13 protein-coding genes are annotated in these 20,709 nt (G+C 70.4%); 2 read left to right on the top strand and 11 right to left on the bottom strand.

The features are described 5' to 3' along the window. Positions 1-135 precede the first annotated feature (135 nt). From ACF059_RS08805 to ACF059_RS08795, 3 genes are all read right to left on the bottom strand, one after another. Positions 136-522, bottom strand: coding sequence for a toxin-antitoxin system, toxin component, PIN family protein (locus ACF059_RS08805; RefSeq protein ID WP_392053445.1), 387 nt, complete (start codon positions 520-522; stop codon positions 136-138). Next, positions 512-1,168: a DUF433 domain-containing protein gene (locus tag ACF059_RS08800; protein WP_030026458.1), complete on the bottom strand. Its 657-nt coding sequence runs from the start codon at positions 1,166-1,168 to the stop codon at positions 512-514. Before ACF059_RS08800 ends, ACF059_RS08805 begins: the two co-directional genes overlap by 11 nt. 141 nt (positions 1,169-1,309) lie before the next feature. Beyond that, positions 1,310-1,789, bottom strand: a complete 480-nt coding sequence (locus tag ACF059_RS08795; protein ID WP_392053442.1) for an ATP-binding protein — start codon at positions 1,787-1,789, stop codon at positions 1,310-1,312. A gap of 167 nt (positions 1,790-1,956) precedes the next feature. Here ACF059_RS08795 and ACF059_RS08790 point away from each other — a divergent pair, with 167 nt between their 5' ends. Beyond that, entirely contained in the window at positions 1,957-2,826 is an 870-nt protein-coding gene (locus tag ACF059_RS08790; protein WP_392053439.1) for a Scr1 family TA system antitoxin-like transcriptional regulator, read from the top strand. Then, complete coding sequence (locus tag ACF059_RS08785; protein WP_392053436.1) at positions 2,823-3,008, top strand: DUF397 domain-containing protein; 186 nt, start codon at positions 2,823-2,825, stop codon at positions 3,006-3,008. Before ACF059_RS08790 ends, ACF059_RS08785 begins: the two co-directional genes overlap by 4 nt. Positions 3,009-3,219: 211 nt before the next feature. On the opposite strand, the gene ACF059_RS08780 is transcribed toward ACF059_RS08785, so the two are convergent. From ACF059_RS08780 to ACF059_RS08745, 8 genes are all read right to left on the bottom strand, one after another. Further along, on the bottom strand, positions 3,220-4,293 hold the full coding sequence (locus ACF059_RS08780) for an endonuclease domain-containing protein (protein ID WP_392053433.1): 1,074 nt from the start codon (positions 4,291-4,293) through the stop codon (positions 3,220-3,222). 303 nt (positions 4,294-4,596) lie between these two features. Next, the gene (locus tag ACF059_RS08775) at positions 4,597-6,339 is read right to left on the bottom strand and encodes a GTPase (protein ID WP_392053430.1); all 1,743 of its coding nucleotides are present in this window, start codon (positions 6,337-6,339) and stop codon (positions 4,597-4,599) included. Further along, a complete protein-coding gene (locus tag ACF059_RS08770; protein WP_392053428.1) occupies positions 6,332-9,298 on the bottom strand; it encodes a GTPase in 2,967 nt (988 codons plus the stop codon). Before ACF059_RS08770 ends, ACF059_RS08775 begins: the two co-directional genes overlap by 8 nt. 2 nt (positions 9,299-9,300) lie before the next feature. After that, a complete protein-coding gene (locus ACF059_RS08765; protein WP_392053425.1) occupies positions 9,301-11,397 on the bottom strand; it encodes an Hsp70 family protein in 2,097 nt (698 codons plus the stop codon). Next, a complete protein-coding gene (locus ACF059_RS08760) occupies positions 11,394-12,041 on the bottom strand; it encodes a hypothetical protein (RefSeq protein WP_392053422.1) in 648 nt (215 codons plus the stop codon). Before ACF059_RS08760 ends, ACF059_RS08765 begins: the two co-directional genes overlap by 4 nt. Then, positions 12,038-13,711: a hypothetical protein gene (locus tag ACF059_RS08755; RefSeq protein ID WP_392053420.1), complete on the bottom strand. Its 1,674-nt coding sequence runs from the start codon at positions 13,709-13,711 to the stop codon at positions 12,038-12,040. The genes ACF059_RS08760 and ACF059_RS08755 overlap by 4 nt, the downstream gene beginning before the upstream one ends. After that, positions 13,708-17,766, bottom strand: a complete 4,059-nt coding sequence (locus ACF059_RS08750) for an Eco57I restriction-modification methylase domain-containing protein (RefSeq protein ID WP_392053418.1) — start codon at positions 17,764-17,766, stop codon at positions 13,708-13,710. The genes ACF059_RS08755 and ACF059_RS08750 overlap by 4 nt, the downstream gene beginning before the upstream one ends. Then, complete coding sequence (locus ACF059_RS08745; protein WP_392053415.1) at positions 17,766-20,675, bottom strand: DEAD/DEAH box helicase; 2,910 nt, start codon at positions 20,673-20,675, stop codon at positions 17,766-17,768. Before ACF059_RS08745 ends, ACF059_RS08750 begins: the two co-directional genes overlap by 1 nt. Positions 20,676-20,709 lie beyond the last annotated feature (34 nt).

Here is a 20,709-nt window from a genome sequence, read left to right as displayed (position 1 = left end):
TCGGTCGGCTCGCGGCCCGCACCGGCTGGACCACGACGGGGACGACGCCATCGGCTGTGAGTCGGCATGGACGCTCGGCGCACCGCCCGGCGTGGGGGCGGCCACCCGGAGGGGGTGGCGGGGGCGGTGCGAGAGTCAAGGCCAGGTGCGCTCGATACGGTCCGCTCGGACGGCATAGGCGGCGGGGCCGCCCCTTTCGACCGCCCGGTGGATCGCCTCGCGGCAGATGTGGAGCCGCTCGACCATCTCCAGGCTGCGGAGCTGTTGGTTGTCCAGATAGAAGAGTACGGCCGCGCGCTCGTGGACCGGCCGGATCTCGCGGTCGCGGGTCTTGATCCGCCCGTCTTTCGACAGAGGCACCCACCCCTGGGCGAGCCCGTGGAGGATCCACTCCTCGTCCGGTACGTCCTGGGCGTCACCCGCGAAGACCTCACCAATCCTGTGCACGGTCCATCCACGGGCACGCAGCTCCTCGGCGACGCGCCGTCCGAGGTTGCGGTCGAGGAAGAACTCAGGCGGCAAGACGCACCACAGCCTGGCGGACCGCGTCCACCTGCTCCGGCTCCATGTCGTACTCGTACGCGATGTCCTCGACGGACTCGCCGGCTTCCCACAGGTCGGTCAGCGCCTTCACCGGCACCCGGTTGGCCTCGATCACCGGCAGGCCGTGCCCGAACCGGGGGTCGATCACGACCGGCACGGAGGCCGGGTACTGCCGCAGCCTGAGACTGGACGGGAAATCGTCCCCCGCGTCCCAGGACAGGTAGCGCAGGTAGTCCGCGACGACCTCCCGGATCGGCGCCTGCCCGTCACGGGCCCTGCGCAGGTCGTCGGGGGCGTGCTCGATGAAGATGTCCACGCCGTCCGTGGCGATGCGCCGGGAGACCAGGCCATACGGCGTGTCGAAGGCCGCCCGCACCGCCCCGGCCGCCTCCCGGATCTCGCTCATCCTGAGCCCGAGGTCCCGCAGCGACCGCAGGACGTACGCCTCGGCCACCGCCACGAACGGCACCGAGGGCTGTCCTCGCCGCACGGGCTCGACACTGTGGACGAGCGGCGCTCCGGCCGCCCTCCCCTGGAGCCAGCTGTGCAGGGTGGAGGAGGGAATCTGGAGGTAGGACGACGTCTCGGCAGGTGTGAGAAGCCCGTCCGTGAACCTGTCGATCATGGCTGCCCTCCTCCCGGCCGTCCTCGGATACTCGAATCCTTCCACACCAAGCCTGCCCGCGCGGCTCTGTGCGCACCCTCCCCCGGGCTGCTCGTCGGTGGTCGGCTGTCGGAGTACACCGGACGGCCACGGTCGAGGCGATCAACGGGTTGGGGGTCCGGGTTCGTCACTTCGGGCGGCACCGCCCGGCCCGATCTCGGCCCACGCCGTCTTGCCACTCGGTGGGTAAGGCTCCACGCCCCAGCGGTCGGCCAGGGCGGCCACCAGGAGGAGCCCTCGGCCCGACTCGGTGTCGGAGGGGATGCCTCCGGGGCCTGGCGATGGGGTGGGAAGTCGTTCGCCGCGCGGGTCGGTGACCTCGATGCGGACACCGCCGGACGCCGCCGCGCAGGTGAGGGCGACCCGGAAGTCACGGCCCTGGACACGGCCGTGCAGGACGGCGTTGGCCGCGAGTTCGGCGGTGATCTGTACCGCCCGTTCGGCCACGCTGGGTGACACCTCCCAGGCCGTCAGCCGCTCGGCGACGAGCAGGCGGGCGAGGCGGGCACCGCGACGGGTCGAGGACAGTCGCTGGGCGAACGTCCGTACGGTGGAGTGCTGGTGGGGCGTGGTCGCGTACATGAGGCCAGCGTGGCGGGGTACGAGAGCGCGTGCCAGGAGTGAGCCCGTACGCTGCGTCAGCGTACGGGCACATGCGGTAGACGGTACGGGGGCGTACGCGTCACGCTGAGTGCTGTCGATCGCCGGGACGGCGGTCGAGGTACGGGTGCGTCGGGAGGTGGCCGCGGGTGGCTGAGGACGTCGAGATCGTGACGGACGGGGCGGACGAGACGGACGAGCAGGGCCGGGAGCCCGATCCGTCGGACAGCCTGCGGACCTTCGGGGCCGTCGTCCAGGCCCTGCGGGAGCACTCGGGGCTCAGCAGGGCCGAGTTCGCGGAGATCGTCCGGTTCTCCAAGCACACGGTGGAATCGGTGGAGTTGGGGCGGCGGATGCCGGACGAAGCGTTCGTCGAGCGAGGGGAAGGGGCCCTGGGGAACACGGGGGCGCTGCGGAGGTCCGCCCCGTTCCTCACTCGCGCCGAGGCGGGTCTCGCGGTGTGGTTCCGGCGATGGGCACGCCTTGAGAAGGTGGCGGTCAGCCTGTACACGTACGAGTGTCGGCTCGTGCCGGGGCTGCTGCAGTCGGAGGCGTACGCGCGGGCGGTGTTCGACAACAGTATCCCGCTGCTGACGGAACGGCAGTTGGAGACCCAGCTCGCCGCACGCCTGAAGCGGCAGAAGATGCTGTACGAGCGGCCGACCGTCCCGTTCAGCTTCATCGTGGAGGAGCATGTCTTCCGGCGCAGGCTGGGCGGGGCGGAGGTGCAGCGGAGCATGTTGGACCGAGTGCTGGACCTGAGCGCACCGCGCAACGTGACCCTGCAAGTGGTTCCACTGGAGGCCGAGTTCCACGGCTGCCTGGACGGGCCGGTACGACTCCTTGAGACTCCGGACGGGCGGCGGCTCGGGTACTCCGAAGGGCAGCAGAACGGGCGGCTGATCTCCGACCCGAAAGAGGTGAGTCTGCTCTGCCAGCGCTATGACACACTGCGCTCACAGGCCCTCAACCCCAAGGAGTCGCGGGGCCTGCTGGAGCGTCTGCGAGGAGAGCTATGAGTACGACCGAACTCGCCTGGTTCAAGTCCAGCTACAGCGGGACCCAGGGCGACGACTGCGTCGAGGTCGCCGTCACCCCGCGGGCCGTCCATATCCGGGACTCCAAGGACGTCGAGCACCGGCCGTTCGCGGTCGGCCGCGAGGGCTGGACGCGGTTCGTGCGGTACGCGGCAGAGGACTGAACGGCACGCCCGCCCGGTCTCACGCGGGAGCCGCCCGTCGCCGTACGCGGCGGGCGGCTCCTCACCTCAGAACAGTCCCAGGCCCTCGCCGCCGGGGTCCACGACGACCGGCCGGGGCTGGGCGGGGAGGCCGTCCAGGCGGTCGGGGCCGGACGCGGCGGCCACGGCGGGGGCCGTCTCGGCGAGCCAGCCACGGAACCGCTCGGCGGCCTCACGGTAGGGGACCCGCGCCAGGACACGGTGCTCGCCGACGGGGCAGGAAATCGACCGTGACCGTGAACAGGCTGGACCGGGGCGCGTTCTGACTACCCGCCCAGGACACGCGCAGGGTGCCGCAGGGCTCGCGCCCGCGCGGGGCCCGGTGGGTCGGGCGCAGTGACCGGCAGGCTATGAAGGCGGTCCACGCGGCGAGGTGCGGCAGCGGCAGGGTGGTGCGCGCGCGGCAGCCGGTGCAGCGGTGCCAGTGGCGAAGCCAGTCGCTGGCGTCGGTGTGGAAGAGGCGGGCGTAGCGGTTCGCGACGCGGACGTCGTTGGCGTACAGATGATCGGGGCGTTCCCGCGTGTTGCAGGACTGGCAGACGGGGGCGCGGATGTAGCCGTGCTCGTGGCAGTGATCGAGGACCGTGGCGGGCGCGCCGCCGCAGACGGCGCACACCCACCCGGCCACCTTCTGGGAGATGCCGGGCTTTCTGCTGAGCACCGAGTACAGCTGGCCTTCGAGCTCTCTGCCGTATGGGCGCACTGAGGCGGCGGGGCCCTCAGGGCTCGTCGCGCGCCGCCCGTCGGCGTCCCCGGCCCGCCGAGGGCGGGAGGGCGACTCGGCCACGGCCGTGCCCGTCTCACGGGTCCGCGCGGCTCGCAGCCACCGCGTTTCGGCGTGCTCGGCCGCATCGAGCAGCCTCACCACCCCGCGCGGCAGCCACCACGTCCGCCGGGGCCCGTCGGGGGTGTGCTCCACGAGTAGCCGTCGCCAGTCGATCCCCGCCAGATGACACGGCCGGCCGTCCTCGTGCCGTGCCCCGCGCCCGGGGCCGCCCGGCTCCCACAGTTCGCCCAGTTCCCCCGCGACGCGCCGCCGCCAGCGCAGCGGCGTCTCCTCGTCACGCTCCGGCTCCGGCTCCGGCGCTCCGCGGAACGGGCCGACGCGGACCAGGTCCCGCCGATCCATGACCACCGCGTTCAGTTCCGCGGCCGCCCGGCGCACCTCGCGCTCCGCGACACCCCACCGACCGCCGCCCGCCGCCCGCCCTGAGCGTCGGCACCACGCGGCTCCCGAGCAGGACATACCTCCTCCGGGCGCGGGCGGGCGAGCGGGTGAACGCCCCGGAAGCCGTCGGCACGGCGCCGCCGGCCGTCAGCCCGACCCACAGCGCGTCCGCGGCCTCCAGGGTGATCAGGCCGCCCGCACGGCCGGGCACGACACGCTCCGTCATGCCGACAGGCTAACGGCGCCGACACGCCGACGGGTCCGAGCGCCCCGGCCGGGACACCTGGTCGCGGTCAGCGGGGTTCGCATCGGAACCTAAGCGCCTGTCCGGGCGGCCGTGGTCACGGGGCGCGTTCACCGCCGGGACCACGGTCCGTCAGGTCAGCGGGTCGGCCCGACCAGCTTCTCGGCCTCGTCGCGGAGGCCCTTGATCGCCGTCAGGGCCGCTTCACGCTCCGCTTTGATGTCCGAGCCCCGCTTCGTGAGACCGCTGAGCGACCGTTCCACCTCGGTGATCCACTCGCTCAGGTACCGCTCACCGGCATCGGTGAGAGCGGTCCGCTGTTCGCGCGCTTCCTCGTCGAAGTGATCCTTGATCTGCTTCCGCCGTTTGTTGAGCGCGATCCACTTGCTCTGGTCCTGCGCGACGCTCGTCAGGTCCATCAACGGCCCCGTGACTGCCAGCACCCACTGCACCTTGCGGGCCGTACCGGCTACCTTGCCGGCCGCCTTGGTCTTGCCCCACGGTTTGAACTTCTCCGCGCCGTTGGTGACTTTCCCTCCGGCGTCGATGATCTTCCGGCCCACCCGGTTCTTGCTGAGCTTTTCCACGACGGCTGAGGCCGCGCTTCCCGGCCCGTTACCGCCGTCCGCGATCTTCCCGATCCACTCGCCCGCCTTCTCGGTACCCACCTTCGCGGCCTTCTTCGCCGCTTCCTTGACCCCCTGCGTCAACGGTGGCGTGCCATTCGGGGACCCGTCGAACGTCGTCTCGCGTGCTTCGAGGTCGTTCCCCCAGGATTCAGGCTCGGGCACACCGGTTCCGTACTCGGCGACCAGCGCGTCGAAGGCCGTCCTCACCGACGAAGAGAAACTCGCGTCGAACTCATTGCTCGCACGCTCCAGTTGCTCCTGGACGGCATGAGTGACGCGGTCGGGGACGGCCCCGTCCTTCTCCGAGACGCCGGCAGCGGCCCTGTCTCCGGCCGTCGTGATCCTGGAAGCGACGACTTCACTCCCTCTCACCAGTACGCTCAGCACACGCTCCTTCGCCCGGGAGACCGACTCCTCGACCTTCTTCGCGCTCTCCGCGGCATCGAGTTCCTCGCCGTCCAGCACCCACTGCCGCTCGGCGTCCGCCAGCACTCGAAGGAGTTCGAAGGCCTGAGCCTCGGGCCGGACACCGCTGACACCGGGCGCGGTCATTCTCCGCAACTCGGCCGCCAGAGCGTCGATACCGCTCTCCGCGACAAGCCACTGTCGCTGATCGGGCGAGAGAGTGGGGTCATGGAGCGCGTCGATGTAGTCGCGTGCGTCGGTGGGGACGATCGGGACGCGGTCGGCGAAAGGCCCGAGGCGCCCGCGGATCTCGTCGAGGACGACATCGCGATCGCTGTTCTCGGCGTTCATCTTGTTGACGACGACCACACTCCGGTCAGCGAACCCGTCAGCGTCGAGAGCCCGCAGAATCGTCCTGGTCTCTGCTTCGCCCGGCAGTTCGCTCGTTGTCACGATCATCAGCGCGTCCGCACCACGAACGCCGCCCCGCGCCGCATCGGCGTGCCCGTCAATACCCGACAGCGTCCCGGGCAGGTCGACCAGCGTCGCTCCGTTCCACTCGTACGACGTCGCCTCGTGCGTCTTGGGCGCCGCGTCGACGAGATCGACGATGTCGGCCGACGGGAGCCGGAGCAGTGCCGCGACGAGCGTGGACTTCCCCGCGCTGTACGGGCCCAGCAGTGCGATCCGCAGCGGGCTCGTGTCCGCACGAGGCAGGCTCGTGGTCAGGGCGCGAGTGCGAGGGTGAGCGCCCAGGACCTCTTCGGCACGTGCGGCCAGCGCGAGTACGAGAGCGCTTCGGCCCCCGTCGATCGTGGGCGCGTCGACCGGACCACCGTCAGCCATCTGTGTTCCCTTCGGTTCCTTCGAGGGTGCCGAGCCATCCGAGATCCGCGCGGATCTCGATCCGTTCGGTGAGGACGTCCACGAACTGGTCCCGCAGACACGACCGCACGTCCGCGACGCGGGACGCGTCGGCCCAGACACGAAGTTCGACTCCTGGCGTCCGACGTGCCCGACGGATCGCCGCCGGGTCCCCTCCCGCGAGAGCCAGGAGCCGGCGCGCCAGGACGAGGTCGATCGCGTCGAGGGCGGACCGCACGGCCGTCCGCAGCCCGCAGAGTCGCTCGAACCGCTCCCGCGTGACCCTGATGTCCGCGGACCGCGCCTCGAACCGGGCATCGATCTGAGCCGTCGCGTCATCGGTGATACGAGCCGACCATGCCGCAAGTCCGTCGAACAGGTCATCGAGGCAGACCTCAGCCTCGGTCGTGGTCGTGCTGGTCCACCCGTCCTTCGCCCGCCGCGCGCGGGCAACCTCACCGCTCACCGCTTTCGCCGCTCCGGCCAGGCCCTCCACCGCGTAGACCAACGTCGCCGCGGGAGGGGGGATCGCAAGCTTCTTGGGGATCCCCTTGGCCGCGACGGAGCTCAGAAGGGCCGTCGCCGCCCCCTTGGCTGCCGCCGTGCCCAGGCTCACGGCCTTCTCCTTCAGGTCAGGACGCGGCCGTACACGCGGCTGCGCGTCGTCCTGATGGTCCGTGGCGCTCGCCCGCACGCGCAGAAGCATCCCCCGTTTCCGCGCCTCCTGCTCGAACGTGTCCCCGAGACCGGAGAGAAGTCCCTCCAGGTCCAAACCGGTGACGAAGTCGCTCCACCGCTGCGCGTCAGCCACGCTGCCCAGGTCCCGAACCACCTCCGACACCCGCTCCTTGGCGCGGTGGCGCTCGGCTTCGAGTAGGTCACGCGTGTCCCGGCCCGCTGTCCGGAAGGCTTCCAGCGACTCTGCCCGGTCACGCGGCGTCGAGCATGCGAGTTCGGCAAGCGCGAGATCGATCCCGGGGAGTTCCTCGATCAGCCGGTCGTGGAACGCCGCGAGCGGCGCCCGCACGTCCTCGGCCAGGCGAACCGCACGAAGCGGAATCGCACGCTCGGCCAGGAGCCGGGTGAGGGACTGCTCCAGCTCGGGCAACCTGCTCGCCCGAAGGGCCCTGTCCCCCAGCTCGCGGTCCGCCGTGGACAACGCTTCGTGCGCGGCTCCGGAGTGGACCGGGAGGACTACGGGCGGCGTGACTCCGACCGCTCTGGAGACCTGCTCGATCCGGACCGTGTGACCCGTCGCCGACGCGAACTCTCTTTCCGGGTCCTGGGCGAAGCGCTGAAGGCGGTGCGGTTCGTCGACCTTTCCCTTCACATTCACGACAGCGAGCAGGGGTTTCCCCGTGAGGAGGAGTCGCTGGAGCTCGGTGGACTCCTCCTCACGCAGCGTGTCGGCGTAGTTCCATATCACCGCGTCGGCGCTGTCGCACGCGGCCTGAGCACGCGTGGCGTCGAGGTCGTCGTCCTTCGCGGCGACGCCGGGCGTGTCGAGGTACGTCACAGAGCCGACGTGGAACGCGGAGGTCTCCCGCGTGGTGCGGTGCGCCCCTCGCCCGATCCCGGTCCGGTCCGCCTCACGGGTCAGCGCTTTGCGCAGCGTGGTCTTCCCGGACTTGGTCCTTCCCGCGATGGCCACGCGCAGCCTGCCTCGCGCCGCGGGCATGACCCGTACGGAATCGCGCAGTTCGCGTTCGAGCGCTCCGATGCGGCGGATGACCCCGACGAGGTCCTCGCTCTCGATCGCGTGCGCGGAGTACGGCGCTCGCGAAGGACGAGCCTCGGCCTCCTCCCGGAGAGCGGTCTGGATGTCGCGGTAGGCCGATCGGCTCGTGTCCACCGCCCCGGACGCGAGCTCGCCGACCAGGGCCCTGAGGGCCTCGCGGCGATCCGGTTCGGTTCGCCACAGGTCCATGGCCGCCGCCACGCGGTCGAACGACTCGACGTTCTTCGTGTACCAGGACTCGAACGCCCGCAGCTCGTTGACGTCGGTCCGGGAGGCGACCGCCAGCAGCCCCGCCGTGAGCCGTGCGGCCGAGCTCGCGGCGGGCGCGGCCGGAGACACGGCCGTGTTCACGGGCTCCGTCGCGAGCCCGTGCTCGATCACCGCCCGCACGCTGTCGTCCGCGAGCATGTCCACCGTACTTCCGGACACGGCACCGGTGTCACGGACCTCGATCGCCCAGAGCAGAGCGTCACGTCGATCCGACCTGAACCCGAATCGCGCGTCCGGTGCGAGCCAGCGCCACCACTGCGGCCGCTCGGACAGGACCGCCTCGTACGACTCCTCCGCGGCGACGAAGTCCCGCACCTTCTCCAGCAGCGACACCAGCTCCCGGTTCCGCAGATTCCAGGCCGCCGCAGCACTGTGCCTGAGCACGAGCTCGCGCGCCTCCGCCGCCTTCCGGCCTCCTCGTCGACGACCGAGGTCGGCCAGCGCGGGTTCGATGTCGATCTCACGGATCGAGCGCCAGATCTCCTCGGGCCATTCCCGGTCCGCACGACGACACGGCTCCAGGACTTCGGGTAGCAGCCGCTCCGCGGCCGCTACCGCCGCTGCGTCCACCCGAAGCGCTTCCACCGGCACGCCCTCCAGCGCCTGGAGATGAGTCCGCAGTCCTTCCAGCCGCTTCAGTTCCCGAAGGGATCTACCCCCGTCCGGCGCCGGAGTCCGGCCTCCAGCCCTTGTCAGGCGGGCCAGCTCGTGTTCCTCGACGCACGCCGCCACAGCGTCGGACACCCACGGAAGGGTGCTCCCGGACGGCGGCAGGCCGGCACACCCGCGCGCCTGGGCGACCATGTCCACCTCTTTGGCGAATCGCTGGAGTGCGGCCGGCCCGACCATGGCATCCACCCCCAACGGCTCGAGCAGGAGCGCCAGCATCTCGGCTCTGAGGCTCGTCCTGTCGTTCACCGCCCCGCCAGTCATCACTACTCCTCGTGAGGGCGGTGGTACCTGAACTCGGGCAGTGGATCTGGGCTCGGAGGAATCAGGGCCCGCGACTGCTGGAACGCCTCCGCTCGTACGATCCGATGACGGGGTGGAACGCAGGTACGCGGCGTGAAGACCCACATACCCTGGGTCAGGGTGGCCCCGAGCACCCGCTCCTTGTCCCGCAACCAGGGGTACCTGCCTTGCAGTTCGGCGTAGTTGTCGTTGGTGACGACGATTCCGTCCGTGTCCTGCGCGATCGCCGTGACCAGCGCGTCGCCCTTGCCCTCGGTTCCGGCCGGGGGCTGGATGAGGTCCCCTGTGCCGAGCGCCGAGTCCACCGCGGCGCGTTCCTCCTCCGCGACCTTGTGCCGGAAGGTGGCGTCGACGACCACGTGGAGTACGGCATCGGGATACCGCGATGCCAGGGCGTCGCGCGCGGACAGCAGTTGGGCGTAGGACGGCCGGTCGTCCCTGCCGTATACACCGGGTCGTCGGGGCGACCTGCCGATCCACGCCAGGTTGGAGCCGTCGACCACGAGCGCCTTGGAAGCCGAGCCCGCGGATCGCCTCCGCGTCTGCGTCGGCAGGAGCGTGGTGACCGTGTTGCCCGCGAGCAGATCATCGAGTTCCTTGCGCACCGCCGGCGTCGGACCACCGGAGCTGAAGCTCTTGATCTCCTCGTTCAGCACTTCCTCGCCGGTGCGCTCAAGGGTCGCCTTGACGTGCAGGAGCCCGTTGGTGTCGTACGTGTACTCCAGCAGGAAGCGGGAGTCCTCGCGGGCCCGGGGATTCTGGTAGGTGAGGCGGAGGTCCGTCAGCTGCACGTTGTCAGCGTGGTCGAGGGGACGGTCGGGGTCTCCTTCCCAGATCTCCACGGCAAGGCTGCGTGCGTTGTCCCGGCGAGGCGTGTAGCTCTTGCGCTCCTTCCACGGCAGGGGTGAGTTGCGCGGGATGATCTGGCTGAACGCCCGCTGTCCGGTGTCGTCCGTGACGACCGTGCCCAGGGCGTGACTCGTCGCCACCTGGATCACGCCTTCGGTCTCCCCCGACAGTACGGCTGCCGCGATGGAGGCGCCGCGGGCGACCGCAGTCATGGGATCGCACAGGGCGACCTCGACGGGCTGCTGCTGCATGACCTCGGCGACCGCGGCCCGGACGCTCGGGATCTGGCTCGTGCCGCCGATCATCAGCACCGCGTCCACGTCCAGAGGAGCCATGTGGAGGTCGGTGAGACACTGCTGAACCGGCGCGAGAGCACGGTCCACGAGGTCGGTGACGGCGTCCTCCAACTCCCCCTGCCACACCTCGACGGTGTCGCCGTCCGGAGTCCTGATGGGGACGGACTCCTCGGAGGACAGGCGGATCTTGCTGCGCTCCACGTCCAGCCCGAACTGCCGCTCCTGCGCAGGCGTCCACGCCGATCGCGCCGGAGCCCGTTCGAGGACGAGGTCACGCAGGCGGCGATCGATCTCCAGGCCCCCCAGCTCGGTCACACCCCGTGAAGCGAGCTCCTCGAAGAACCCGTCCTGGTAGTCGAGCACGGTGACATCGATCGTGCCGCCACCCCAGTCGAAGACGAGGATGGTGCGAGCCTCTCGCAGCTCGTGCACGTACGAGATCGCCGCCGCGGTCGGCTCGTTGAGCAGCGCCAGGACCTCGATGCCGGCGAACCGCGCGGCGGCGCGCGTGCGGTAGCGGGCGGCTCCCGTGGCGTTGGCGGGCACGGTGATCACGGCCTGATCGATGGTGGTGAGGTTGTGCTCCGCTCCCTTGCGCATGGCCTGGAAGACACCGGCCGCCACCGTCGTGGCCGCGAACCTGCGGCCTTGGATCGTGACGTACTCGTCGCTCTTGAGCAGTCGCTTGCAGGCCTCGGCCGCCTCTTCGGAGCGGAGCTTGGCCTCCCAGCCGAACAACGCTCCCCGGCGCAGTGAGCTCATGCCCACCACCGACGGGAAGAGGTACTCGAAGCCGGGGTGACGCCAGTCGGCGTCGATGTGGTGGGCGTCCAGCGACAGCACGTCGACGTCATCGCCCAGCCACTGGGCCACCACGGAGTTGGTGGTACCGAAATCGATTCCGGTCGCGGTCACATGCCCTCCCCGTTCGCGGCGTCGTCGCCTCCGGCAGAGTGCTCCGCTCCACCCGACCCCGGCAGGCGGCGTAGTTGCCCGGCGAGCACCAGTTTGCCGGTGGCCTGGTCCACGTAAGCCGGGCGCAGCACCTCGAACGCCTCACCGTCGCCTTCCACCACCACGAAGAGCTCGTGTTCGCCGTCGGGGGCGTCCACGCACCGCACTCCCTGGTCCAGCAGGGCGGCACGGATGCCCTTGCGAAGCGAGGTGGCATTCTGCTTGGGCGCGCCGGCGAGCAGATCGACCTCGACCATCCGGGCCACGTACTCCTCCCGGGAGCGGAACGCCTCCAGAACGGCCTGGCGCAGGGCAGCCGCCACAGCGGTCTGCGTCGGCCTCTCCTCTTCCGGGACAGCGGCCAGGAGCTCGGTCGCCCGCTCGGTGAAACGTGCGAGCAGCATGTGGGGGCTGAGCAGTTCCTCGGGGCGGTAGGTGCGCGGGGAGTCTGCGGGGAGTCGGCGGGAAGCCTGCGGAGGGGCAGCAGGGGCATCGGCCTCCGCTCGCCGCTTGTCCCGACGATGCTTGAGGCCGTTGTTCCCCTTGGCAGGAACCCGCTTGGGAACCACCGAGGTCTTCCGCTGGCTGCGGGGCACCTTCTTCACGGTGTGTGCGTCCTTGCGTTGCGATCGGGGCGCCGGGGCGCGCTGAGCAGGTGCGGCAGCAGATCCGCCACCGCCCGCTGCCGCACGAGCGCCAGGCCTTCAGGAGAATGAGATGTCGTTCGCCTGGTCAGGGGGGTCAGGGGCGGGACCAACGTGACCGGCACCTCGTCCGGAAGCTCGAACACGTCCAGGTCGAGCGGCAGCACGAAGAAGCCAGACCAGTCCTCGTCACGCTCGGCGTCCCTGATGCGTTTCATCGCGCTGTTGAGCTGCGCGCTCATGTCCACATCACGCACATGCTCCCGGCGGAGGTCCCGGTACCGGGTCGTCCAGCTCGGTGCGCCGTGCGGCAGCCCGAGGTCGAGATAGGGGTTGGAGGCCGCCGGTCTGTCGTTGCGCTGAACCGCTTGACGCCGGCGGAGCATACAAAGGTTGGACTCGGCCCGCTCGTGCGCGTCGCGGATGCCCTCCAGGACCAGGGCCGCCGCATCGAGTTCCTCTTGGAGCAGCAGCGTGTACGCGTGGAAGTTGAGAGCCTCGGCCCGGCAGGCCGGGTCGGCGGCCTCGTACGACACCAGCTTGTCGATCTGGGCGGAAACACGTGCGAGGTCGTTCATGCACAGCAGGTCGTAGGCCTGACGCAGGGCCATGAGTGCGTGCAGCGGCGAGCGCGACGGGTTGACGGCCACCTTGGGCTCCCACAGAGCGAAAATGAGCCGCCACAACCCCCGGTCCTCCCATATGTCCCGGTCCCAGTTGCCGACCGCGACCCCGTCCAGGAGCCGGCGCAGTCGGAGCACCAGGTCACGGGGCAGCTCCCGTTCCAGCTCCTTCACGACCGAGGCGTCGCCGTCGGCGACCCGCTCCAGGAGGTCGTAGACGTCACCGGCCGAGGGCAGCGGCTCGCCCCCGGCGAGGAACGCGTTCCGCCGTTCCCGGGCCGTCCACTCCAGCGCGGTCGCCTGCTCGGCGGTCACCTGATCGGGAACCAGCCGGGCCTTGAGGTACGCGTGATCCGTCTCCTCGGCCCGGTACTGCCAGGGCTGGTGCTCGGGGCCGACCACTCCGGCGTCGATCAGGTCGTCGAGGACGCTCAGCGGTATCCAGGGGAGCACACGCGGCAGCATCCGGGGCGGGAAGGCGGCCGTACTCTCCGTCGTGAACGCGGCGAGGAGAGCGAAAGCCCCAGAGGGGTCCTCGCTCCCGGAGACGGCGAGCGTGTCGTTGCCCGCCGTCAGCGCGGTAAGTCGTTGCTCCCCAGTTTCGGACAGCCACAGGAAGCCGCCCGCGTGCACCTCCGTTAGCGTCGCGGCGACCGCGGCCGGGTCGGCCCGTTCGAGTACGGCCCGGACAGCGGGCAGCAGCCGGTCGTCCGGTTCGTCGCGCAGGGCGTCGGTCAGTGCGTCGTGCGCGGCGTCGTGAGCCGTGTCGCGCGCGAGGTCGGCGAGTCGCCGGAGTAGGGTGTGGGCGCGCGGCACCGCCTGGGCTCCGAGCACCCCCACCTTCCGCCATCTGCGTACGGTGAACCCGTCGATTCCCGAGTCCGCGCTCTGAGCCTCCCTGCGCTCCCTGAGCGCCCGCAGCCGCTCCCGCTCCCGCGCGACCGCCTCGGCCCGCGCCCCGGACACCGGCTGCCCCGGCGTGCCGCTGGCCGGCGGCGGACTCGTCACTCTCCGGTTCCTTCGTGGCGGGGGCCGTGACCCGGGGGCGGGGTGAGGGTGGAGGTGTAATTCTCGCCATCCACGATGGGGTTGGTCAGGCTGACGCCGGCCACCGCCATGCGGTCGTACTCGGCGAGGATGAGGTCCTTGGTGCGGTAGGTGCCGTACTTGGCTTCGTCCTTGCGCCTGACGATGGGGAAGGTGTCGAGGATGTAGTCGACGTCGTCGCGGGTGATGCCGTAGAGGTGGAAGAACAGGGCGTCGAGTTCGGCGCGGATGACGGTACGGCGGTCTTCGTTCCAGATGAAGGGGGCGCCGGTGTCGCCGAGGTCGCGGGCGAAGGGTCGCATGTCATAAGTCGAGTACGCGAGTTCCAACACGCGACGGCCAATGAACTTCCCGTGTGGGGCGACATCACCCGGAGAAAGGAACGGGAGCTGCTCAAACTGGAAGAGGTTCAAGTTCGTCCCGCCGAGCTTCTGACGCAGCACGTAATCCAGAACCAAGGACGTGGCATTACTGAACAGCAAGACAGAAGGCTGCCCTACTGACGGAACCATCACATTTCCGGAGTCCCCCAGCCCACCCTTCGGATACAGGTAGACAATTGCCGTCCGCTCATCTGTGGCGCGACAGATCTTACGGAAACCCATCAGCCATTCATGGCCCCAATCCTTCGCACTGACGACCGCATCCACTTTGGACTGGGCCACCCAATAACGCGGGAGGACAATAGTGGTCGGATCCCGCTTTTCATCCAGCTCTAGGTCTCGCGTTGAGCCGTCCTCGCCATATGTGGCCCAGCGATGGTCGTAGTGGTGAAGCATCTTCGCCTCATAAAGAGGCAACATCTTACCTGAACCCTTGGTAAAGACATTGCCTTCCAAACGCCAACCATCAGCCTGCATGTCCCCGCGGGTAGAGAACAGGTGCGAGTCATGGGACATGTCGAACATCCTCAAGAACGAAATGCCCCAGGGGTTACTTCCGCCCTGACCACTATCGCCGCACTCCGTGACGAGGACGGGGACCCTGCGGTAGATGCTCAGGGTGATCTCGGCGTCGCGGCGAGAGCGGAAGACCGGGCACGTGCCCGTGTTCGGGTTGAGGAGGGTGATTTCCTCGGGTGTGAGCGTGAACGCCTTGTCCGCCTCGTCCAGCTCCGCCGGATCGTGGAGGAAGAAGGCGAACCGGGCCGCAGGTTCGCGCAGGGCTCGCCCCGTCAGGGACAGGATGCTGAACTTGAACGAACGGTGCACGTCCGGAAAGATCGGCGCCGCGTTCTCGAAGTCGTACAGCGCCGCGATCGAACCCTGCTGCACCAGGTCCTTGAAGAAGTACTGCGTCCGCGCGTCCGTCGCGATGCCCGTCGGCACGATGACGCCGACGCGGCCCCGCTCGCCCGTCAGTATCCGGTCCGTCTCCGCGAACACCGCGTACAGATTCAGGTTCCCCTGACCCGTCAACGGCACCCGCTTTGACCGGCGCAGGAAGTGGCTCTCCGCGTAGACGGCCCGCTTCGCCGCCGCGTACTCGCCGTACAGCTCCAGCGTGTCCGGGTCGTCCTGGAGCTTGGCGATCTGCTTCTTGCGGGCGCTCGCATTCGAGATGGCGGCGATCTCCGGGGCGCGCTGCGCGAAGAACTCCTGTTCCTTCAGCTCCACGCTGTCCCACGGCGGGTTGCCGAGCACGCAGTCGAAGCCGCCCGCCCAGCCCGTCGCCTCGTCCACCGTCCCTGTGACGACCCCGTCCGGGACGGAGAACACCTCGGGGAACTCCAGGTGCCAGTGGAAGAAGCGGTACTGCTCCCGCAGGCGGACGATCTCGTCGTGGGTGGCCTTCGAGGCGCTGGACGCGTCCGGGTCCTCCAGGGAGCGGAAGAGGCCGTGCGTGACCGCCCTGGGAGCCTCCGGGGTCTTCAGCCACATGAAGGCGGCACACCAGGCGTCGGCCAGGTGGAGGGCGTTGAGGTAGTCGGCGGACTTCTCCCACTGTTCGTAGGCCGCCGCCTGGCCCCGGACCTCACGCAGGTTGCCTGAGGGGGCATGGGTGATCCGGCGCATGCCGGCCGCGAGGGTCGTGTTCGCGACCTTCACACCCTCGTCCTCCATGTCGAAGAGGGTGAACTGGCCCTTCCGTTCCTCGGCGTTCAGCTTCTCCAAAGACTTGGCGTGCTTCTTGTCGTCACCCTCCGTCGCGATGAACGCCTCGTCCGGAATCCCGCCCCGCAGCAGCTTCGGCGTCGCCCCAATCAGTGCGTTGCCGTGCTTCACGTGGGCGTCCAGGAAGCCGAGCGGCTTGCCCGGTTCCAGGGCCTCCAGCCACAGCGAGACCTTGGCCAGTTCGACGGCCATCGGGGTGAGGTCCACGCCGTAGACGCACCGCGCCACGACCTCGTGCAACGCATGGCGGACGGCCTCAAGGGTGGGCTCCGGGTTGCGTTCCCGTACCGCCGCGACTCGCTTCGCGATGCGCCGCGCCGCCGCCACCAGGAAGTGGCCCGAGCCGCAGGCCGGGTCGCAGACCGTGAGGGACAGGAGCTCGCGGACGATCGCGTCCGACGGGTCCGGGTCGCCCGCCGCGCTCGCCGTCTGCTCGCCGCGCTTGACCGCGTCGTCCAGGACCGGGTCCAGGGCGGAGTCAAGGAGGCACTCGATGAGCGAGGACGGGGTGTAGTACGAGCCCGTCGTCTTCCTCGTGTTGCCGGCCAGCTCCACCAGTTCGAAGGTGCGGTCAGCCGCGCTGTGCTGCGGGACCAGTTCGAGCAGGGACTCGTAGATCGAGCCCAGTTCCTCGGCGTCCAGGTGGCGGTAGTCGACGGTGCGCCAGCGCCGCGAACCCGCGTCCCGGACCTGGGAGAGGTGGCGTACGGCCGTGAGGAGGTACTCGTTCGAGAGGGACAGGCCCTTCAGTGGGGCGTCCGTCTCCGTCTCGTCGAAGATGCCGCCGAGGCCCGGCAGGCCCAGTTCCGGGCGGCCGTTCTCGTCGCCGAGGGCGTCCAGGACGATCCGAAGGGCCTGGTAGAGGTCGCCGTGGGCCGTGCCCCGACGGCGGCGGGCGTGCTGCCTCAGACGAGCCGACGAGAAGTAGGTCGTGTAGCGGTCCCGGGCCTGGTCGGTCGCCTCCGGGCCGTGCAGGGCGTCGCGGTCCTCCGCCACGAAGACGAACAGCATGCGGTAGACGAGCCGCAGCAGCGCGCCGTGCAGGGCCTTGACGTCCGTGTCCTCGCGCAGGGCCGTGTTCGCCGGGTGGCGCAGGAAGCCCGTGCCCAGGGTGGTGATCGCCTCCTGAACGCCCTTGCGGAGCTGGTCCAGGGCCCGCGTGCCGGACGCGATCGCCTCCGTACGCCACTTCTCCAGCCAGCAGGCGGACGGGGCCGCGCCCTCCGCCACCGCGAAGCGGGAGACGTGCAGCAGGCGGTACAGGAGCACGAACTCGCTGAAGAGTTCGCCGTCGAAGATGGCTTCGAGGTCGAACTCGACGTACGAGGCGGTGGCGAGCGCGCTGGAGTCGCGCAGGATCCGGAGCCGGCGGCCGTTGGTGAGGACGCCCCACAGGTGGGCCTCGGTGCGGTTCAGGCACTCCTGGACGAGGGACTGGGGCGGGACCGTGCCCGCGCCGCCGGTGCGCTTGTCCAGGTCGGCGTTCCAGGCCGTCATGTGGAGGAGGGCGTGATTCCAGCGGTGGCTGATGGGGAAGACGCGGTCGGGGTCGCTGTCCGCCGGGATGCCGGTGGCACCGATCGGGGTCAGGCGGCCGAAGCCCAGCTCGGCGAAGAGCGGTTCCAGCCACTGGGAGACGGCCAGGCCGGTCGGGTCGGCAGGGGTCTCGGCGTCCGGGGCGACCGGCAGCTTCTCGCGCAGTTCGCGCCAGACGGACTTCAGGTAGTCCCAGTGGCGTTCGGCCTCGTCGCGTACGGAACGGGCGCCGATGACCTGGTAGTCGGCGGGGGCGGAGCCCTTGACGTCCTTGCCGTCGGCGATGCGGATCAGCATGTCGGCGGGGAGCAGGCCGCCGACGGTGTGGACGGCGGAGAAGACCTGGTTGCGGGTGGTGGCGGACATCAGACGGCGGCCTCTCCGGACGCGGCGGGCAGGTAGACGTAGACGCCGAGGACGTCGGCCGGCTTCTGGGCGGTGACCCGCAGGCCGCGGACGATCTCGTCGGAGGCGCGGCGGACCCGCCGGTGGGACTCGTGGAGTTCGGTGGCGAGGGTGCCGCCGAACTGCTCGAGGTGGTCGGTGACGGCGGGGAGCTGGCCGAGGACGCGGGTCATCATGGCCTCGCCGTGGTCGGGGTCGACACTGTCGGCGGCCTGGGCGGCGAGGAGGGCATGGGCCTGGTCCTCGGGCAGCCACACGGCGTTCTTCGGGGAGCCCTGGAAGGCGAGGAGGCGGGCGTCCTCGGCGACGAGCTGCTTCTCCCCCTGCCGGGAGGGCAGCGTGAGGTGGAAGCGGTAGCGGACGAGGAGCAGGGTCGTGCGGGTGTCGACGGCGCGGGTGGCGACGACACCGCAGCGGCGGGCGGGGCGGCGGCCGTCGGTCTGGCTGTCGAGGGCGGAGTTCAGGACGTGGGCGGCGATGGCACCGACGACGGGGTCGGTGCGGACGAGGGCGGCCTCGCCCCGGGCCACGGCCGAGGTCGTACGGAACGGGATGGGGCGGGCGCCTTCGACGGCGGCGGAGCCGACGACGGGGGCGAGGGCGTCGCGCAGGCCGGCGGAGGTGCCGCTGACCTCGGCGGTGAAGTCGCCGGAGCCGTCGCCCGCCTCCACCAGGTGGGCTTCCAGGGCCGCGAGCGAGGTCCGTACGAAGTCGTTCACCTCGTCGGCGCGGCCGAGGGTGTCGCGGATGGCGAGGACCTCGCGGGCGACCTCCTCCGGGTGGATGGAGCGCTGGGCGAACCGGGAGCGGGAGCGGGTCTCGCGTTCGGCCGCCGACTTCCAGTCGGCCTCCAGGTCGGCGAAGCTCTGCTGGAAGGAGTCTGCCTCGAAGAGGGTGCCCTGCTCGCCCTCCCGGCCGCGCAGCAGCAGCCACTCCACGATGGCGTCGGTGACGCCGGAGGAGGTCTCGTCGGGGACGGAGACGGAGATGCCGAGGTCCTTCTTGATCTGGCGGTGCTTCTTGATGAGGACGTCGAGGACCTTGCCGTCGATGCCGTTGTCGCTGCCGTACAGGGTGATGACCCGGACCTCGTCGCGGTGCTGCCCGTAGCGGTCGACGCGGCCCTCGCGCTGGTCGTGGCGGGTGGGGTTCCAGGCGAGGTCGTAGTGGACGACGGCGTCGAAGTGGTGCTGGAGGTTGACGCCCTCGGAGAGGCAGTCGGTGGCGACGAGGACGCGGCGGGCGGCGGGGTCCTGCCCGGCCTCCTCCGCCAGCTCCTCGATCCGCTCGATGCGCTGCTGGGGCGAGAGGGTGCCGGTGACGGCGCGGACGACGGTCTTCTTGCCGAGCTTGCCGCCCAGGTGCTCGGCGACGTACTCGGCGGTGGGGATGTAGCGGCAGAAGACGATCGGGTGGTAGCCGTCGGCGAGCAGCGCCTTGAGGTGCTTGACCAGGGCCTTCAGCTTGAGGTCGCCTTCCGGGCCCTCCAGGGCGGCGGCCCGGTCGGCGAGTTCGGCGAGGCGGGCGCCGGCGTCGTCGGTCTCGGCGCCGGGGGCCACGTCCATGCCCTCCAGGCTGTCGCTGTCAGCCGCGTCACGGGTGAGGGGCGCGCCGAAGCGGTCGGCTTCCTCGGCGCTGGCGGCGGCCGCGGCGGCGGAGCGCGTACGGAGGGTCTGGGCGGCGGCGCGCGGGGAGGAGACGAGGGAGCGGAGCAGGGCGATCGCGGACCACCAGGCGATACGGGCCTCGCGCTTGCCCTGGCTGCCGGCGGCCTCGACGCGCTCGCTCGCATAGGCGATGGCGTCGTCGAGGAGGGCGCGGTAGGCCGGTGACAGCTTGTAGGTCTCGTCCTTGAAGAAGCGGTCGGACGGGAACGCGGTCCGCTCGGCCAGGCTGTCGTCGCCGAGGCCGTCCTCGGTCGTCAGGTACTGGCGTACGTCGGCGCGCTTGCGCTGGACGAAGTGCTGGGCGAGGAGTCGTCGGCCCCGGTCGGAGTCCAGGTCCGTGCCTGCCAGTTCGGGCCTGACCAGGCCGAGAAGGTTGCGGAAGGCGGACTCCTTGCCGCTGTGCGGGGTGGCGGTCACGAGGAGCAGGTGACGCTCGGCGTCCTCGGCTACGCGGCGCAGCAGCTCGTAGCGGAGCTGGTTCTGCGTGGAGGTGGTGTCGTCGGCGACGACGCAGGTGTGAGCCTCGTCGACGATCACCAGGTCGGGGCAGTGCTTGACGAAGTCGTCGCGGTGGCGGGTGGACTTGATGAAGTCGGTGGAGACGATGACGTGGGGGTACTTGTCGAAGAGCGACTGCCCCAGGTCCAGGCCGCGCTCCAGGCGGGAGACGGTGGAGGCGAGGACGAGTTCGGCGTCGAGGCCGAACTTGGTGCGCAGCTCCTTCTGCCACTGCTCGGCGAGGGCCGGTGAGCAGAGGACGGCAAGGCCGCGTGCCTCGCCCTGGGCGAGGAGTTCGCTCGCGATGAGGCCGGCCTCGACGGTCTTGCCGATACCGACGTCGTCGGAGATGAGGAGCCGTACGGTGCTCTGCCGCAGCGCCATGAGGAGCGGGACGAGCTGGTAGGCGCGGGGTTCGACGGCGATGCCGGCGAGGGAACGGAAGGGGCCGGCGCCGGAGCGGAAGCCGATGCGGAGGGCGGAGCGCAGCAGCCCGGCGGCTCGGTGGTCGCCGAGGTCGGCGGCGGACGGCGGGGCGAACTCGGCGCCTCTGACGTCCTCGAAGGCGGGGAAGACGGCGGCGATGTCGTCGTCGGAACCGCCGAGCGGGCGCAGGACGAGCATGTCGGGGGCGCTCTCGGGGAGCACAACCCATTCGCGGCCTCGGGCGGTGACCAGGGAACCGGCGGAGTAGGTGAGCGTCATCGGGTGAGTCCTCGGGGTCCTCGAGTGGTCGGTC

Source organism: Streptomyces sp. NPDC016562, assembly GCF_043076955.1.
Taxonomy (GTDB): Bacteria; Actinomycetota; Actinomycetes; order Streptomycetales; family Streptomycetaceae; genus Streptomyces.
The sequence above is the reverse complement of the archived record's forward strand: the minus strand, read 5'-3'. Positions and strand labels throughout refer to the sequence as shown.

What these genes read in the sequence shown, in the direction of transcription:
- ACF059_RS08800 (WP_030026458.1), bottom strand. Translation starts at nt 1,168, where the DNA reads ATGATCGACAGGTTCACGGACGGGCTTCTCACACCTGCCGAGACGTCG.
- ACF059_RS08745 (WP_392053415.1), bottom strand. Translation starts at nt 20,675, where the DNA reads ATGACGCTCACCTACTCCGCCGGTTCCCTGGTCACCGCCCGAGGCCGC.
- ACF059_RS08785 (WP_392053436.1), top strand. Translation starts at nt 2,823, where the DNA reads ATGAGTACGACCGAACTCGCCTGGTTCAAGTCCAGCTACAGCGGGACC.
- ACF059_RS08795 (WP_392053442.1), bottom strand. Translation starts at nt 1,789, where the DNA reads ATGTACGCGACCACGCCCCACCAGCACTCCACCGTACGGACGTTCGCC.
- ACF059_RS08770 (WP_392053428.1), bottom strand. Translation starts at nt 9,298, where the DNA reads ATGACTGGCGGGGCGGTGAACGACAGGACGAGCCTCAGAGCCGAGATG.
- ACF059_RS08750 (WP_392053418.1), bottom strand. Translation starts at nt 17,766, where the DNA reads ATGTCCGCCACCACCCGCAACCAGGTCTTCTCCGCCGTCCACACCGTC.
- ACF059_RS08780 (WP_392053433.1), bottom strand. Translation starts at nt 4,293, where the DNA reads ATGTCCTGCTCGGGAGCCGCGTGGTGCCGACGCTCAGGGCGGGCGGCG.
- ACF059_RS08775 (WP_392053430.1), bottom strand. Translation starts at nt 6,339, where the DNA reads ATGGCTGACGGTGGTCCGGTCGACGCGCCCACGATCGACGGGGGCCGA.